This is a genomic window from Geothrix fuzhouensis (genome assembly GCF_024609325.1).
Lineage (GTDB): Bacteria > Acidobacteriota > Holophagae > Holophagales > Holophagaceae > Geothrix > Geothrix fuzhouensis.
In genome coordinates this window covers 921,218-936,857 of the sequence record NZ_JANHMQ010000001.1, presented here as the reverse complement: position 1 = coordinate 936,857, position 15,640 = coordinate 921,218, and the positions used below count along the sequence as shown (strand labels likewise).

13 protein-coding genes are annotated in these 15,640 nt (G+C 65.0%); 6 read left to right on the top strand and 7 right to left on the bottom strand.

What is annotated here, in order from left to right; genetic code table 11:
* Positions 1-15: 15 nt before the first annotated feature.
* The gene (locus NOV74_RS04330) at positions 16-549 is read right to left on the bottom strand and encodes a GNAT family N-acetyltransferase (protein ID WP_257309575.1); all 534 of its coding nucleotides are present in this window, start codon (positions 547-549) and stop codon (positions 16-18) included.
* Positions 550-607: 58 nt separating this feature from the next.
* Between NOV74_RS04330 and NOV74_RS04325 the strand changes: the two genes are divergently transcribed.
* From NOV74_RS04325 to NOV74_RS04305, 5 genes are all read left to right on the top strand, one after another.
* Complete coding sequence (locus tag NOV74_RS04325) at positions 608-1,522, top strand: glycine--tRNA ligase subunit alpha (RefSeq protein ID WP_257309574.1); 915 nt, start codon at positions 608-610, stop codon at positions 1,520-1,522.
* The gene (gene glyS, locus NOV74_RS04320; RefSeq protein WP_257309572.1) at positions 1,519-3,591 is read left to right on the top strand and encodes a glycine--tRNA ligase subunit beta; all 2,073 of its coding nucleotides are present in this window, start codon (positions 1,519-1,521) and stop codon (positions 3,589-3,591) included. The genes NOV74_RS04325 and glyS overlap by 4 nt, the downstream gene beginning before the upstream one ends.
* Before the next feature lie 8 nt (positions 3,592-3,599).
* Positions 3,600-5,129: a glutamine-hydrolyzing GMP synthase gene (gene guaA / locus NOV74_RS04315; RefSeq protein ID WP_257309570.1), complete on the top strand. Its 1,530-nt coding sequence runs from the start codon at positions 3,600-3,602 to the stop codon at positions 5,127-5,129.
* 117 nt (positions 5,130-5,246) lie between these two features.
* On the top strand, positions 5,247-5,693 hold the full coding sequence (locus NOV74_RS04310; RefSeq protein ID WP_257309568.1) for a hypothetical protein: 447 nt from the start codon (positions 5,247-5,249) through the stop codon (positions 5,691-5,693).
* A 126-nt stretch (positions 5,694-5,819) separates the two neighbouring features.
* On the top strand, positions 5,820-6,902 hold the full coding sequence (locus NOV74_RS04305; protein ID WP_257309567.1) for an HD domain-containing phosphohydrolase: 1,083 nt from the start codon (positions 5,820-5,822) through the stop codon (positions 6,900-6,902).
* Here NOV74_RS04305 and dsrP read toward each other — a convergent pair.
* From dsrP to NOV74_RS04285, 4 genes are all read right to left on the bottom strand, one after another.
* The gene (dsrP, locus tag NOV74_RS04300; RefSeq protein WP_257309566.1) at positions 6,899-8,152 is read right to left on the bottom strand and encodes a sulfate reduction electron transfer complex DsrMKJOP subunit DsrP; all 1,254 of its coding nucleotides are present in this window, start codon (positions 8,150-8,152) and stop codon (positions 6,899-6,901) included. The genes NOV74_RS04305 and dsrP overlap by 4 nt on opposite strands.
* A gap of 4 nt (positions 8,153-8,156) precedes the next feature.
* Positions 8,157-9,089: a 4Fe-4S dicluster domain-containing protein gene (locus tag NOV74_RS04295; RefSeq protein ID WP_257309565.1), complete on the bottom strand. Its 933-nt coding sequence runs from the start codon at positions 9,087-9,089 to the stop codon at positions 8,157-8,159.
* Complete coding sequence (locus NOV74_RS04290; protein ID WP_257309564.1) at positions 9,086-9,655, bottom strand: cytochrome c3 family protein; 570 nt, start codon at positions 9,653-9,655, stop codon at positions 9,086-9,088. Before NOV74_RS04290 ends, NOV74_RS04295 begins: the two co-directional genes overlap by 4 nt.
* 77 nt (positions 9,656-9,732) lie before the next feature.
* Entirely contained in the window at positions 9,733-11,520 is a 1,788-nt protein-coding gene (locus NOV74_RS04285; RefSeq protein WP_257309562.1) for a DUF2339 domain-containing protein, read from the bottom strand.
* 289 nt (positions 11,521-11,809) lie between these two features.
* Here NOV74_RS04285 and NOV74_RS04280 point away from each other — a divergent pair, with 289 nt between their 5' ends.
* Positions 11,810-12,340, top strand: a complete 531-nt coding sequence (locus NOV74_RS04280; protein WP_257309561.1) for a histidine phosphatase family protein — start codon at positions 11,810-11,812, stop codon at positions 12,338-12,340.
* Here NOV74_RS04280 and NOV74_RS04275 read toward each other — a convergent pair.
* A complete protein-coding gene (locus tag NOV74_RS04275; protein WP_257309560.1) occupies positions 12,311-13,918 on the bottom strand; it encodes an FAD-dependent oxidoreductase in 1,608 nt (535 codons plus the stop codon). The two genes, NOV74_RS04280 and NOV74_RS04275, sit on opposite strands and share 30 nt — an antisense overlap.
* 114 nt (positions 13,919-14,032) lie before the next feature.
* Positions 14,033-15,565, bottom strand: a complete 1,533-nt coding sequence (locus NOV74_RS04270) for a polyamine aminopropyltransferase (protein ID WP_257309558.1) — start codon at positions 15,563-15,565, stop codon at positions 14,033-14,035.
* Between the last annotated feature and the right edge of the window lie 75 nt (positions 15,566-15,640).

Here is a 15,640-nt window from a genome sequence, read left to right as displayed (position 1 = left end):
TTGAGCCGACGACCATCACAGTGGACGAACCATCAAGTCATGCACGAGCAACCGGTCCCGATCCACCTGCTCACCCACGCGGAAGGTGGCCTCCCCGGCGTCGCTGAACCCGGCCTTGGAATAGAACCGAATCGCGCGGGCATTCCGCTCCCAGACCTGGAGCCAGACCCCATCGTGGCCTGCCGCGGCAGCCTGGTCCAGGACAGCAGCCATGAGTTCCTGAGCGGCGCCTTGGCCATGCAGCATGGCATCCACATAGAATCGGGCCACTTCAAGCGCTTTGACGAAGTGGAAAGCGGGCTTTTCAAACTCTGGATCGCCGATCCGGAGCAGGGCATAGCCCAGCAGGGCGCCGTTGTGTTCGAGCACCAGGGTGCGACAGGCCGGATCGGCCAATTCCGCAGCCTGCTGGGTGGCCCCGAAGGTCTTCGCCAAGTGCAGCTCCAGATTCGAGGCAGGGATGAGCCCTGTGTACGTCTCACGCCAGAGGCGCTCCCCCAGGATCGCCAGATCCAGGGCATCGGCGGGAAGAGCGGCTCGGAGCACCATGCCTCCAGCTTACTAAAGTGGCGAAAACCCGCTACAATGCTCGTTTTGGCGAGCCCCCATGCACATCCAGGAACTGATCCTCCGCCTCCAGCGGTTCTGGGCCGACCGGGGCTGTCTCATTGGCCAGCCCTACGATCTGGAAAAGGGCGCGGGCACCATGAATCCGCTGACCTTCTTCGGTGCCCTGGGGAGCAAGCCTTGGAATGTAGCCTACGTGGAGCCCTCCCGCCGCCCGGCGGACGGCCGCTACGGCGAGAATCCCTTCCGCGTCTACAAGCACCTCCAGTTCCAGGTGATCCTCAAGCCCAGCCCGGCCAAGGTGCAGGACCTCTACATCGAGAGCCTCGAAGCGCTCGGGATCGACCTGTCGAAGCACGACCTCCGCTTCGAGGAAGACAACTGGGAATCCCCCACCCTCGGTGCCTGGGGCGTGGGCTGGCAGGTGGTGCTGGACGGCATGGAGATCAGCCAGTTCACCTACTTCCAGCAGGTGGGCGGCCTGGACTGCCGGCCCGTGAGTGCTGAGCTGACCTATGGCATCGAGCGCATCTGCATGTTCCTGGGCGGTTATGACAACATCTTCGACCTGGTGCATGGCGAGGTGAAGACGGACGACGGCGTCTTCCCCGTCACCTACGGCCAGATGCGCCAGCGTGAGGAATTCGAGCTGAGTGCGTACAGCTTCGAACACGCGGACATCGATCTGCACCGCACCCTCTTCGACGCTTTCGAGAAAGAGGGCTGGCGCCTGCTCAAGGACCACGGCCACTTCCTCAGCGCCTATGAGCAGGCCCTCAAGATGAGCCACACCTTCAACGTGCTGGACGCCCGCGGCGCCGTGAGCACCACCGAGCGCCCAGGCATCATCAAGCGCGTGCGCGACCTCTCCTGCGCCTGCGCTCGAGCCTACCTGGAGCACCAGGAGGGCGCCGCCGTGCCTGTGGAAGCCGCCGGGAAGGGAGGTGCGAAGTGAGCGGCACCAAAACCTTCCTGCTGGAACTGCACTGCGAGGAGATTCCGGCGCGGTTTCTCACGCCGTTGATCGAGGAATTTTCAGCGGCCTTTACCGCCTGGGCCAGTGATCAAGGTCTGGCCTCAGCCGGTCTTGAAGCCTTCTATTCCCCGCGCAAGCTGGCCTGGCGCGGGGCATCCCTTCCCGCCTCCCAGCCCGACCAGACCGATACGCAGGTGGGTCCGCCCCAGCGCATGTGTGTCGGGGAGGACGGCAAGCCCACCCTCCAGGGCCTGAAGTTCGCGGAGAAGTGGGGTGTCGATTTCAGCGCCGTGCGCTTCGAGCAGCCCGCCGGTAGGAAGGAACCTTGCGCAGTGGTGACGATCACCAAGCAGGGCCGTCCGACCGTGGACCTGCTGGCGGAAGCCCTGCCGGGGCTCATCGCCGGGCTGCATGTGCCCAAGGCCATGCGCTGGGGCACGTCCGAGTTCGAGTTCGTGCGCCCCATCCGCAACATCCTGTGCCTCTTCGGGGATCAGGTCGTGCCCATCACCGTGGATGGTGTGACGGCCACGAACACCACCTGGGGTCACCGGCTCTACCACCGCGAGCATCCCGAAGCGGTGAAGATCGCCACGACTGAAGCGTATGAGTCAGCGCTGGAGGCGGCCGGAATCGTAGTCAGTATGGAGGCCCGCCGTACCCGCATCGCCCAGCAGCTGGAGGTCCTGGCTGCTGAGGTGAAAGGCCACGTCGTCGCCGATGCCGAGCTGCTGGACACCCTCGCGGAGATCGTGGAGTTCCCCAAGATCGTGCGCGGCGAGTTCCCGGCGGATTTTCTGGAACTCCCGAAGGAGGTCCTGGTCACAAGCCTCCGCGAGCACCAGAAGAGTTTCTGCATTGAAGGCTTGGACGGGGCTCTATTGCCCTGCTTCCTCACCGCCGCCAACCGCACCGACGACCCCGCGGGTTTCGTGAAGGCTGGCAACGAATGGGTGCTGAAGGCCCGCCTCTACGACGCCCGGTTCTTCTTCGCGGAGGATCGCAAGCACCCCCTGGCGGATCGCCTGGAGAAGCTGCAGGCCCTGACCTTCCAGCGGGATCTCGGCAGCTACCACGCCAAGACGGGCCGTGTGGTGGCGCTGACGAAGAACCTGGCTACCCGGTTGTCAGACGACATGGACCATATCGACCGAGCCCTGGAAGCCGCCCGCATGGCCAAGTGCGACCTGCGCACGCTGATGGTGGGCGAGTTCCCAGAGCTTCAGGGCATCATGGGCGGCGAGTACCTCCGGTATGAAGGCGCCCACGAGGAAGTCTGGAAGGCCGTGAAGGAACACTACCGGCCTGTCGGCGCGGACGACGCCATTCCCGGCACCCCAACGGGTTGCCTCTTGTCCCTCTGTGACAAGCTCGACACGGTGGCCGGCTGCTTTGCGGTGGGCCTCATCCCCAGCGGGTCCAAGGATCCCCTCGCCCTCCGCCGGGCTGGCCAGGGCATCGTGCGCATCCTCTGGGAGCGCGGCTGGGCGTTCACCCCCGCCGATCTCATCGCCGCCGCCCTCCGCACCGTGGGAGCGAAAGCTACGAAACCCGAGGCCGAAACAACCGAAGCCCTGCTGGCCTTCTTCAAGGATCGTGTGGCCTACCAGCTGGAACTCGTCGGCTACGCAGGCTCCGTGCGCCGTTCCGCTCTGGCTGCGGGTTGGGAGGACCTGGTGGACCTCAAGGCGCGCTGCGAGGCCCTGTCCGCCTTTGCCGAGGATCCCCGCTTCGCCAGCCTGGCTCAGAGCGCCAAGCGCATCGGGAACATCCTGAAGGACGAAGCCCTCTCGACTGACTTCGATGGCAGCCTGCTGGCGCAGCCCGAGGAGAAGGTGCTGGCGACGTGCCTGAAGGAGTTGGAGTCCGCACCCGACCAGGCTTCGCTGCTCGCCGCGCTGGCGAATCTCGCCGAGCCCTTGGAGGCCTTCTTCAATGCCGTCATGGTGAAGTGCGAGGACCCGGCCCTCCGCGCCGCCCGCCTCAGCCTCCTCCATCGCCTCCGCCAGGCCTTCCTGCGCGTGGCCGATTTCAGTCTTTGGCAGTAGGGGCACCCATGCACCACGAACGCATCGCGATCATCGACTACGGCAGCCAGTACACGCGGCTCATCACGCGGCGGCTGCGCGAGCTGGGGGCTTTCGGGCTGGTCTACAACAGTGGGGCCACGGCGCAGGAGATCGCGGGATCGGACCTGAAGGGCGTGATCTTGTCAGGTGGGCCTAACTCGGTGCTGGAGGCGGGGGCGCCGGATCTGGATCCGGCCATTCTTGGCCTGGGCGTGCCCATCCTCGGCATCTGCTACGGCCAGCAGCTCCTGGCCCGGAACCTCGGTGGTCAGCTGCATCGCTCCGCGAGCCGGGAATATGGCAAGGCGGAGATCCAGGCCATGCCTGAGGGATCCATGCTCTTCGAGGGGCTGCCTCACATCCAGCAGGTGTGGATGAGCCATGGTGATCACGTGGAAGTCGCCCCGGCCGGCTTCACCGTCACGGCAACGACGCCCAGCGTGCCCGTGGCGGCCATGGAAGATCCCAAACGTGAGATCTACTGCCTCCAGTTCCACCCGGAAGTCACCCACAGCACTCAGGGCACGCCCCTGCTGCTGAACTTCCTCAAGCACTGCGGCATGGCGCTCGACTGGAACGCCGGCAACTTCATCGAGGAGAAGGTGAAGGTCATCCGGGGGCAGGTGGGGCAGGGCACGGTGGTGCTGGGGCTCAGCGGCGGTGTGGATTCCAGCGTGGCGGCCCTGCTGTTGCACAAGGCCATCGGCAAGCAGCTCACCTGCGTGTTCGTGGATCACGGCCTCATGCGCAAAGACGAGATGAAGCAGGTGCAGACCTACTTCGAGCCCTTCGAGCTCAATGTGATCTGGGTGGATGCCTCGGACGAATTCCTGGGGGCACTCAAGGACATTACCGATCCCGAACAGAAGCGGAAGATCATCGGCGGCAAGTTCATCGAAGTCTTCGAACGCGAAGCCAGCAAGGTGAAGGCAGACTTCCTTGGCCAGGGCACCACCTATCCGGACGTCATCGAATCCAGCGGCATCGGCGGCGCCATCCTGGTGAAGTCCCACCACAACGTGGGTGGCCTGCCCGAGCGCATGAAGCTCAAGCTGGTGGAACCCCTCCGCGAGTTGTTCAAGGATGAAGTCCGGGCCACGGGCCTGGCGCTCGGTCTGCCCGAGGAGATGAACCAGCGGCACCCTTTCCCGGGGCCTGGGCTGGCCGTGCGCCTCCCTGGCGCCATCACCCGCGAGCGGGCAACCATCCTGCAGAACGCCGATGCCATCTTCATGCAGGAACTGAAGGACAGCGGCTGGTACCGCAAGACCAGCCAGGCTTTTGCTGTGCTGCTGCCGGTCCAGACCGTGGGCATCATGGGCGATGAGCGCACCTTCGAGTGGATGTGCGCGCTCCGGGCCGTGACCAGCGAAGACTTCATGACCGCCGATTGGGCCCGCCTGCCCCACGAGCTGCTGGAGAAGATCGCCCAGCGCATTGTCCGCGAGGTCAAGGGCATCAACCGCGTGGTCTACGACATCACCTCGAAACCGCCCGCCACGATTGAATACGAATGAGTATTAACCGCAGATGACGCAGATTGCGCAGCTGGGGGAGGACATGGTGCAGGGGTTTATCTGCGCCCATCTGCGAGATCTCCGGTTTCAAAAACGTTCTTTTCTTTACAGGTTTCAATGGCGAAGCGACAGGAACCCGTCCGCAAGTCGGTGAAGGATGTCCTCGAGGATCTGTTGGCGGGGCACCGCGAGGCGGCCTTCAGCGGACCGGAATCCGCCCTGAAGTACCTGCGCCGCACGTTCGAAGGGCAGGCCAGCCTGCCGAACGCCGTGAAGGCCATCGCCTACGATCTGATGGCGGAGGCCCAGGCACAATGCGGATTGTGGGAAGAGTGCGCCGGCTCCGTGGCGTCAGTGCTCGGGTATCTGGGCGATCTCGAAGCGGCCTTCCCCCACGAGTACCGGCGGCTGCTGGAGGGCCTGACCTGCTTCGAGCGGGGCATCCAGGCCCACAGCGAGCTGGGGGACTTCCATGCGGCGCTGGAGCTTTGCGAACGAGCCATCGCGCTGGAATTGGGAGCCCACTACACAGCCAAGCGCGATTCCCTGGAGTGGGCCCGGTAGGGGGGGTAAAGGCCAGAGGTCCGTAGCCCAGGCAAGGAAGTTTCTTGGTTTTTTCTGGCCATGCGATCATCGATGGCGGCAGACATCCAACAGACACGCGATTGAAGTCCGATCCAGGGAAGGTCCATGGGCGAAGAAATCCAGGTGGTGCCTCAGCAGGTCAGCATCCTGATTGTGGATGACCTGCCCATCATCCGCCTCTCGCTTGAGCGGATTCTCACGAAGGCCGGCTATCGCTGCCGGGTGGCGGAGGACGTGCCGCGTGCCCTCAAGGCGTTGGAGGAAGAGCCATCGGACCTGGTGCTCAGCGACATCCAGATGCCGGGCGCCTCGGGACTTGACCTGGTGAAGGCGCTCCAGCCGCGCATCCCGGATATCTCTGTGATCATGGTGAGTTCCACGGAGGCGGCGGAGACGGCCATCGAGTGCCTCCAGCAGGGCGCCTTCGGCTACATCCTGAAGCCCTTCCAGCCCAGGGAGATCGTGGTACAGGTGAACGCGGCCCTGCGACGGCGCATGCTCGAGATCGCCTTCCGGGACCGCGAAGCCCAGCTGGCCCGAAAGGTCCGCGAACAGACCGAACAGATCCGCGCCTCTCGCGAGGAAGTGGCCCTCCGACTTATCTCCGCCAGCGAACATCGTGACCACGAAACAGGCACGCATGTCCGCCGCATCGGCCTTTACGCTGCGGAGATGGGGAAGCTGCTCGGCTGGGACCAGGAGGCCGTCGAAACCATCCGGTCCGCCGCACCCATGCACGATATCGGGAAGGTCGGGGTGCCGGATGCCATCCTCCAGAAACCCGGAACCCTCACCGAGGAGGAGTGGGTGACCATGCGACGGCATACGACCATGGGCGCCACCATCCTGAAGGGGTCGAAGGTGCCGTTCATCCAGATGGGGGCCCGCATCGCCTTCGGCCACCACGAAAAATGGGATGGCACGGGTTACCCGAAGGGCCTCAAGGGTGGGGCCATTCCTATCGAGGCCCGCATCACCACCTTGGTGGATGTGTTCGATGCGGCCAGCAGCCGGCGGCACTACAAGGACTCCTGGCCCGAGGACCAGGTTGTGGCACTCATCCAGAGGGGCCGGGGCGTCCATTTCGACCCCCACCTGGTGGATCTCTTCCTGGCGAATCTGGAACGCTTCACAGCAATCCTCGCCGCGAACCCCGATGAGGATCGCGACGAGGATCCCGGGATCTAGGCCTGTTGGGGTGGGGCTTGTTTCGGGGACCTTCCCTTGGTGATCGTGAACTCGCCCAGCATCATGGGCACCGCGGCCTTCAGCATCAGGGTGAAGACCAGGAAGCCAGTGGCGAAGATACCCGCTGCCACGGCAATCTCCGTCAACGAGGGGCGGTAGACGTAGATCTCTCCCAGCACGTCCGGGGTGAGGCCCGGGATGATGAGGCCCATGCCCTTCTCGATGTAGACACTGGCGTAGATGAGCACGCAGCCGATGTTCAGCGTCACCCAGTTGGTGCGGGTGCGCGGGACCAGGAACAGGATGAAAGCGGCCAGGCCGCAGAGGATCGAGGCCCAGGCGTAAGGCACCAGGGTGGTGTGGCCCTTGAGCCCGAAGAGCAGGTATTGGAAGTACACCATGTGCTCGGTGCCCGAGTACAGTTCCTTGAAGGCCTCGGCCGCGGTGAGGAAGAGGTTGAAGCCCATGGTGTAGGCCATGAGTTCCGCGATCTTGAAGATCGCCTCGTCCTTGATGCTCAGTTTGGTGGTCTTCCGCAGCACCTGCAGCAGGATGAGCAGGATGGCGGGGCCCGAGCAGAAGGCGGACGCCAGGAACCGGGGCGCGAGAATGGCAGAATTCCAGAAAGGCCGCGCCGCCAACCCGTTGTAAAGGTAGGCCGTGACGGTGTGGATGCTAACGGCCATCGGGATGGAGAGCAGCACCAGGGGCAGCACGAGCTTCTTCACGTAGTGCCGCTCGGTGTAGGCGCAGAAGAGCAGGTAGGTGACCACGAACCAGTTCAGCAGCAGGTAGAGGTTCAGCACGATCACGTCCCAAGCCAGCATGGACTGGGGCCAGTTGAGACGCCCCACCAGGGGGATGATGTGCCAGAACCGATCGGGTCGGCCGATGTCCACCATGACGAAGCCGAGGCACATGATGAGGGCGCTGATGGCCAGCATCTCGCCCAGGATGGTGATCTCCTTGATGGGCTCCCAGTCGTAGACGTAGGCGGGGATGACCAGCATGATGGCGGCGGCGGCGACGCCGACCAGGAAGGTGAAGTTGCCGATGTAAAAGCCCCAGGACACCTGGTCCCGCATCTTGGTGACGATGAGACCGTTATTGAGTTGGCCGATATAGGCGCCGGCCCCGATGGCGATGAGGAGCAGGAGGAAGCCGACCCAGGCGTAGTAGAGGCGCCCGCCCTTGGTGACCAGGCGGAGCGTGTCGGAGATGAATCCCGAAAAGTTTCTCAGCGTGAACATGGCCTCACACCCCGTAGAAGTAGAAGAAGTTGGGTTGGGTGTTCAGGTCTTCCTTGAACTTGAAGACGCGCTTGTTCTCGAGGATGTAGCGGATCTCGCTGTCCTTGTCGAGGAGGTTCCCGAACTTGCGGGAACCCGTGGGGCAGATCTCCACGCAGGCCGGGTACCGGCCGTTGCGGGTGCGCTGGATGCAGAAGGTGCACTTCTCCACCACGCCCTTGGGACGCGGACGGTTCCCCAGGTAGTGCGTCTTCGGGTTGACCTCGTCCGCGGGCAGGTTCGGTTCGCCCCAGTTGAAGTGCCGCGCCCCATAGGGGCAGGCGGCCATGCAGTAGCGGCAACCGATGCACCAGTTGTAGTCCACCACCACGATGCCGTCCTTCTCGCGCCAGGTGGCACCCACGGGGCAGACCTTCGTGCAGGGCGGCTTCTTGCACTGCTGGCACTGGACCGGCATGTAGAAGTGCCCTTCCTCGGGCACCTCCTCCGGGTTGTAATACTGGTCAGCATGCTGGAGGTTGACGCCCTCCTCCTTGTCCATCTGGAGCACGCGGATCCACTGGATCTGAGGATCCCTGGACTGGTTGTTCTCCTTCACGCAGGCATACACGCATCGGCGGCACCCGATGCAGCGGCTGAGGTCCAGGGCGTAGCCGAAGATCACACCCGGGATGGGCGGGGTGTTGGCGACCTTCACCTCCTTGCCGTACTTCGCCTTGTATTCCTTTTCCAAGCGGTCGATGACCGAGAGAACCTCGTCCTTCGACAGCTCCTTGAAGTTGTGCTGGAGGAACTCCTCCTTGCTGATCGTGCCGCAACCCGTGAGGGCAGCGGCCATGGCGGCTGTGGCCGCGCCGAGGAATTTGCGGCGGCTGCCGCCGGCAGACGAGGAGGCCTCACAGCCCCCAGAGGGGCACGGGGTTTTCTGGTCCGTCATCGGGCACCCCCTTTCCGGGCTTTGATCTGTTCGGGTGGCGTCGGCGCGGGCATGGGCTTCAGCGCCTTGAACCTTGGCGAGTGCGGGTTATGGCAGTTGACGCAGAGCAGATACTGCTTGAGTCCGTTCCAGTTGCCGGTGCGCTTGCCGTGGACGCCCACCCGCCAGTCGCGCAGCTTGTCCCCGTGGCACTGCCCACAGAGCAGGTAGGAGGCGGTGAACGAGACCTTTTCGCCGCTGGCGAGGTGGAGGCTGTCGCGGTTGTTGGCGTCGTGGCAGTCCAGACACCAGCGGCTCGCTGGCCCGTGGTTCAGGATGATATCCGTGTGCATGTCAGTCAGCACGCGACGCTTGAGGTTGGGCTTCATGCTCTTGCCGTCGTGGCAGGAGGTGCAGGGGAAGATGCCTTCGCTGAAGGGCGGCTTGGGTACCTGGATACCTTCCTGGGCGGGGGTGTCCACCTTGATTTCCGAGGGTTGGTTGGCGGCGGGTGGGCCCGCGAAGGCCGCCGGTCCAAGGAGGATCAGCAGACCTAGCGCCAGCGTGGACAGGGTCGGGAAGCGCATGGGTGGTTCCTTTCGTGGAACTGGGCCGCGGAGCGGCGGTGGAATCGAGCTGACACAGCTGGGCTGGTGGCGGTTCCTCATGGGCCGTCCTCCCCGTCTTCATCCGCTTCGCGGGTCGCCGGGTTGTTCAGCAGGCGCGGGGCCAGGATGAGCGTGGCCCCGAAGCCCATGAAGGCCAGGAAGAGGGTCAGGGGGCGCCCCACGGCCATGTCTTCGAACAGGAACTTGAGGGTGGTGACGGCCAGGAGGGGATAGACCATCCACCGCAGTTCCAGCACGGGCACCCGGCGCCCCAACCTGGCCAGGGCGATGGCGAGGGCGGACAGCACCAGGGTGCGAGCAAGCGCCAGACCACCGGCATCGGGCATTCTGCGGCCGCAACAGGCCCAGATCGCCAAGGCTCCGAGGCCCGCTGCCGCCAAGGCGCCCATCACTTGGATGGCCGGGCGCATCGGGACCGTGACGGGGTCTGGCGGCCGCCGGGCAAGGAAGAGTGCCAGAGTGGCAAACAGCGCGACCAGGCTGACCAGGCTTGCGGGAGAGGCTGGGGTCGTCGGAGCGGCAGGGGCCATGAACACATGGAGGGCCCAGGCACCTAGCCCGGAGGCCAGGGCGGAGGCCGTCAGGTAGATGGCGCTCTGGAAGACCAGGATTTTTCGACGCATGCGAAGGGCGGCCACCATGGCCGCCAGGCCCAGGATTCCGCTGAAGGTGGCGAACAGAGGCAATGGCAGGACGAAGGGGCCACCCAGCAGGAGGAAGACCAGCGCCAGGAAGGTGAAGAAATTGAAGTTCGCCCGGGTCTCCTCCTGGTCATCCACAAAGGGAAAGGCGGCGACATAGCAACCCATACCCGCCAAGGAAACCCCGGCGCCGAGAAGGGCCGTGCCCGAGCCGGAAGCCAAAGAGACACGCACGGCGCCTCCGAAACCCACCAGGAGGACCAGGGCGGTCTGAACGTACTCGAAGGCATTCACCACCCGGCGCCGCTGAAGCATCCTGACCGCGAAGCTGCCGATGTAAATCGCCACGAGGGCGAGGGCCAGGAACAGGGCCCGGTTCAGGGACAGGCTGCGGTAGACACCCTGGGCCCCTCCGGGCCAGGCGGCGAGGGTGGTGAGGATCAGGACGCCAGCATCGGCCGCCAGGGCCGTGGGCCAGCGGAGCCCGTGCCAGCGCCGCCCGTAGGTGAGCCACAGGGCGCCGGCGCCCAGCGCGAGAAACGTCGCAGCAAAGGGTTCGATGGCCCGCTGGGCCATCATCACGATGAAGCCGGAGCCCAGCGCTGCCAGGGTGGCCATCCAAAGAATGGCATGAAGATCCCGCCGCCAAGCCACGGCGGCATGCAGCGTTGCGGCGGCGACCAGGATGAGAGCCGCCAATCCCGGCGCCAGAATGCCGAAGTGGGTGGAGGATTCGACGATCAGCGGGTAGGCGATGAGGATGGAGGCGAGGGTGCGGAAGGAGGCATCCAGCGGGCGCTTGGCACGGTGTCCCAGGATGGCCCAGATGGCGGCATAGGCGAGCCCGCAGGCCACGCCTACCCCGTGCGGCAGAGTGCCGGCGTCCACCAGGGCCCGGATGAGGTAGGCCCCGCCAAGGATGAGGCAGACCCGGCCGATGAGGCCAAGGATCCGGGTGGGGCTGGGAAGGGCGGTGTCGACCAGGGGACCTTCTTCCACCTGGGGCCGGATCGGAGGTTCCATCGCGGGAGCCGGGATCACCTGGCTGGCGGCCTCCAGGGCTCTGACCCGGGCCTCCAGTCCCTGGACCAGTTCGGCCAGCGCTGCGAGGCGAGCTTCCACCCCGGCCGACGGGACTTCGCCCGACGAGGCCTTAACGGGTGGAACCTGCGCGGTGGACATTGACTTTCCTCCGGAGAGGTGGGACGGAATTTGAGTAAGGATTGGTTGGCTCCCATGCTCACCTCGTGGCTGGGAGCGTCAAGCGTGATGAATTCATTCCAAACGATTCATAAAGAAAACAATGAATGGTGTTATCACACATGGAACCGGGTTTGAAGGCGCCAATACAGAGAGTCCTGTGAAGAAACAGATCGCTGCACGCGTCGGGACCTTCCATGGCACTGGGAGAGCATGTGCCCGCCATCACAGAAGAGCCGGGCCTCCGTTAAGCTCGAAGCCGGAGTCTTCCATGACCACTGTCCGCTCCAGATGCTTCCTGCTCTGCCTGTTCCTGTCCGCGATGGGGCTCGCCGCCCAGGACACGACGGTGGTCCTGATCAGGCATGCGGAACGCCAGTCGATCTTTGACGGGGATTCTCCCCTGGCCGAGGCCGGCCGGCGGCGGGCTGACGGTCTGGTGCCCGTGTTGGCGGGCTATCATCCCGCGGCACTCTACACCTCGGAATTGAAGCGCACGCAGCAGACCCTCGCCCCCACCGCCTCGAAACTCGGCCTGGCCCCTTTGATCCGTCCGAAGGCTGGCAGCGAGGCGCTGGCAGCGGAGATCCTCCGGGATCTGCGCGGACACGTTGTTGTGGTTTGCTGGCACCACGACCTGATGAAGAAGGTCGTGCGCGCCTTGGGCGTGAAGGGGCCTGTGCCCTACTGGTCGCTGGACACCTACGACCGGATCTGGATCGTGACCATCCCGGCCCAGGGTGAGGCCCGGTTGGTGGTGAAGGTGCAGGAACTAACGCCAGCTCTCGCCGCGGCGTCCTGAAGCGGCCAGAACCTCTTCAGCGGCGCGGAGGCCATGATCCTGGGCCTCCTCGAAGAGAGCCAGGCCGCTGAGTTCCGTGTGGGCAAAGTGGATGCGGCCGAACGGCCGGGAGAGCGCCAGGAAGGTGGGATCCCACAACAGCCCCGGTGCCGGGCGCACCATGGCGTGGCCCCAGCGCATCACGTCGAGCCTTGTCACCAGGCCTTCCAGGTCGGGGTGGGCGGGGCGCAGATCGTCCATCACCATGCGCGCGCAGGCAGGCCAGTCCAGTGCGCGCAGGCGGGCCCGCTCGGCGTCGCAATCGGGGCCCGTGAACGGCCGGTACCAGGTCCAGACGCTGGGCCCGTAGTCGCGCAGGCTCTGGTGGGTTGCCGCCACGTAGCCCAGGGCCTCGCTGTCGCGCAACACGTTGTCCCAGGCCAGGGGGAAGGTGGGCTCCTGAGGACGTGCCCGCAAGGTGATGTTGGCCACCATCCACGGGGCGTTGCGGATGCGGACGGCTGCGGGCCGCGCCTCGGCCAGGCCCGCGATCACATGTTTCGCCACATGCTGTGGGCCGGCGAAGATCACATGCTGCGCCTTCCATCCCACCCGTTGCTGGTTCAGGTTGTCCCAGGCGGTGACAAGCAGGCTGTCCTTCTCTTCGCGGATGGCGGTGGCCATCACGCCGCAGTGCAGCCGGCCTTCGCTGGCCCGGCGCAGGTGATTGATGAGAAACCCGTTGCCCTCAGGCCAAGTGAGCAGGGGCCGGGAATCCTCACCAGGGCCCTGCTTCCGGGCTGCGAAGTAGAAGAGGCCCGCCCAGGCGCTGGTGGTGTCGAGCCGCGAGCCGTAGTCATCCCGGCAGGCGTAGTCCAGCAGCCAGCGCAGACGCTGCGAAGTGAAGCCTCGCTGATCCAGCCAGGCGGCGAAGGAGAGACGGTCCAGCGCCACCGGTTCCGGCTCACCCGAACAGCGGGAGCGTGGAATGCTGAAGGCCGGGCGGCCCTTCGCATCGCGGAAGGCGGCCCAGCGATCCACCTCGCGGAAAAAGGCGTGGTACTGGCGCTCATCTTCGGGGCTGGCGCCGGCCCGGAGGTAGAGGCCCTCCCACCACTGGCCAAAGGCGAAGATCCGCTCCTCCGGGGCTCGCACGGTGGCCTCCTCCGCGAAGAGGGGATCCCCCTTGGCGTCGAAGCCTTCCAAGACTCCGCACTCTTCCAGTAGGCGCAGTACCGCATGGTTGCCGCGATCTGGGACCGGCAGGTAGTGGGCGGCCCAGGGGAAGGCGCTCACATGATTGCGATCCGAGCGGGAGGTGCCGCCGGGTTCGCGCTCCAGTTCCAGCACGCGGAAGTCGTCCAGCCCGGCCCCCGCCAGCCGCCAGGCGGCGCTGAGGCCCGCCACTCCGCCGCCCACGATGAGCACGGAGACCGGTTCGAAGTGCTCTGGGTCAGCGAAGGCGCCCCCACGCAGCCAGTGGCCCAGGGCCAGATCCGGCCCGACCAGCTCACCCTGGAACGGGAACTCCGGTTTCCGCCGGCAGGCCAGGGCTGCCGCGGAAAGGGTGCCCGCGGCGAGGAAGTCGCGACGCTTCATGAATGGGCCTTGGGGCGAGCGCGCAGGAAAGAAAGAGGATTTGAAACCGCAGATGGCCTCAGATAAAGCAAAAGGGCTTGTTTTTCCATCTGCGTCATCTGCGGTTCCCATTTCTCACGACCACCGCCGCCACTCCCGGGCGTAGAGGTGAACGAGCACCTGGTTGTCGAGACGGTTCACTTCTGTTGGCACACGGTCCATGTCCCTTGGGAAGGCGAACATGGCGGCGGTGGCCTCATCCGACAGGTGGCGCAGCCCCGGCAGCACGTGCGTGGGGATGGCGAAATCACGCTTCGAGGCCAGGGCGAAGCCCCAGACGCCGAAGGAGGGCACGGCCAGGTGGTAGGGATGCACCTTGAAGCCTGCGGCCTCCATGGTGGTCGCGATGCACCAGAAGGATTCCCGCGCCATGAGGGGCGAGGTGCTCTGCACAGCAACCATGGCATCGTCGGTGAGACGGCGCTGGAGCAAACGGTAAAAGCGGGACGTGTAGAGCTTCCCCAAGGCGTAGGTGTTGGGGTCGGGGAAGTCCACGAAGGCGATGTCAAAGGGCGGGCCCGTGGTTTCCTGGAGCCAGACCATGGCGTCGGCGTTGATCACCTTCACGCGGGGATCTTCCAGGGCTGCACCGTTGAGCTCGCGCACCATGGGTTGGCGTAGGGCCATGTCGGTCATGGCCGGATCCAGATCCACCAAAACGATCTCCTGGACCGAGGCGTGCTTCAGTACCTCGCGCACGGCAAGCCCGTCGCCGCCACCACAGATGAGCACACGCTTCGCGTCCGGTCGCAGAGAGAAGGCGGGGTGCACCAGCGCTTCGTGGTAGCGGTATTCATCCGCGGACGAGAACTGCAGGTTGCCGTTGAGGAAGAGCTGGAAGCTGCCCCGGCCCCGGGTGAGCACGATGCGCTGGTAGGGGCTGTCCTTGGCGTAGACGATCTCGTCGGCGAAGACTTCCTCTTCCAGTACCAGTGTGAATTTTCCCGCGAACACCAGGCCCACGGCCAGCAGGGCCATGACGGCGAGGCAGCGCAGCCGGATCAGTCGGGTGGGACCCAGCTGCGAGGCCAGCAGGTAGGTGCACCACAGGCCCACGGTGGCGTTCAGCAGGCCGAAGAGGAGGCTGGTGCGCACCAGGCCCAGCTTGGGCATGAAGAGCAGGGGAAAGAGGATGGAGGCGAAGAGGGCGCCCATGTAGTCGAGGGTGAGCACGCCTGCGATGAGGTCCTTGAAGCGCACCTGGTTCTTGAGGATGCGCATGAGAATGGGGATCTCCAGGCCCACCAGCGTGCCCACCGCCATCACCACGCCGTACAGCACCACCCGGAAAGCGTGGGTGTGGGCGAAGGCCTGGAAGAGAATGGGTGCCGAAAAGCCGCCTACCAGGGCCACGCCCAGTTCCAGATCCACGAAGCGCCGCGCCAGGCCCCGCTGGATGAACTTCGAGAGGTACGACCCCAGGCCCATGGCGCTGAGGTACACCCCGATCACCGTGGAGAACTGCATGACCGAGTCGCCCAGCAGGTAGCTCGACAAGGTGCCGGCCACCAATTCGTAGATCAGCCCACAGCTGGCGATGAGCAGCACGCTGATGAACAGCAGCGGCGCCTTCAGCGTGGGCGTGGGTGATTCCAAAGATTCAGGCATGCTTGAGGTCCACGGAGAAGGGACTCATCGTCAAGGCGCCAAGCTGCCAAGACAGGCATGGGATCCGTCTTTCCT

Bases quoted from the DNA above. Each gene is read 5' to 3' on its own strand.
- NOV74_RS04325 (WP_257309574.1), top strand. From the start codon at position 608: ATGCACATCCAGGAACTGATCCTCCGCCTCCAGCGGTTCTGGGCCGAC.
- dsrP (WP_257309566.1), bottom strand. From the start codon at position 8,152: ATGTTCACGCTGAGAAACTTTTCGGGATTCATCTCCGACACGCTCCGC.
- NOV74_RS04275 (WP_257309560.1), bottom strand. From the start codon at position 13,918: ATGAAGCGTCGCGACTTCCTCGCCGCGGGCACCCTTTCCGCGGCAGCC.
- NOV74_RS04305 (WP_257309567.1), top strand. From the start codon at position 5,820: ATGGGCGAAGAAATCCAGGTGGTGCCTCAGCAGGTCAGCATCCTGATT.
- NOV74_RS04285 (WP_257309562.1), bottom strand. From the start codon at position 11,520: ATGTCCACCGCGCAGGTTCCACCCGTTAAGGCCTCGTCGGGCGAAGTC.
- NOV74_RS04280 (WP_257309561.1), top strand. From the start codon at position 11,810: ATGACCACTGTCCGCTCCAGATGCTTCCTGCTCTGCCTGTTCCTGTCC.
- NOV74_RS04290 (WP_257309564.1), bottom strand. From the start codon at position 9,655: ATGCGCTTCCCGACCCTGTCCACGCTGGCGCTAGGTCTGCTGATCCTC.
- NOV74_RS04270 (WP_257309558.1), bottom strand. From the start codon at position 15,565: ATGCCTGAATCTTTGGAATCACCCACGCCCACGCTGAAGGCGCCGCTG.
- NOV74_RS04330 (WP_257309575.1), bottom strand. From the start codon at position 549: ATGGTGCTCCGAGCCGCTCTTCCCGCCGATGCCCTGGATCTGGCGATC.
- NOV74_RS04295 (WP_257309565.1), bottom strand. From the start codon at position 9,089: ATGACGGACCAGAAAACCCCGTGCCCCTCTGGGGGCTGTGAGGCCTCC.
- NOV74_RS04310 (WP_257309568.1), top strand. From the start codon at position 5,247: ATGGCGAAGCGACAGGAACCCGTCCGCAAGTCGGTGAAGGATGTCCTC.
- guaA (WP_257309570.1), top strand. From the start codon at position 3,600: ATGCACCACGAACGCATCGCGATCATCGACTACGGCAGCCAGTACACG.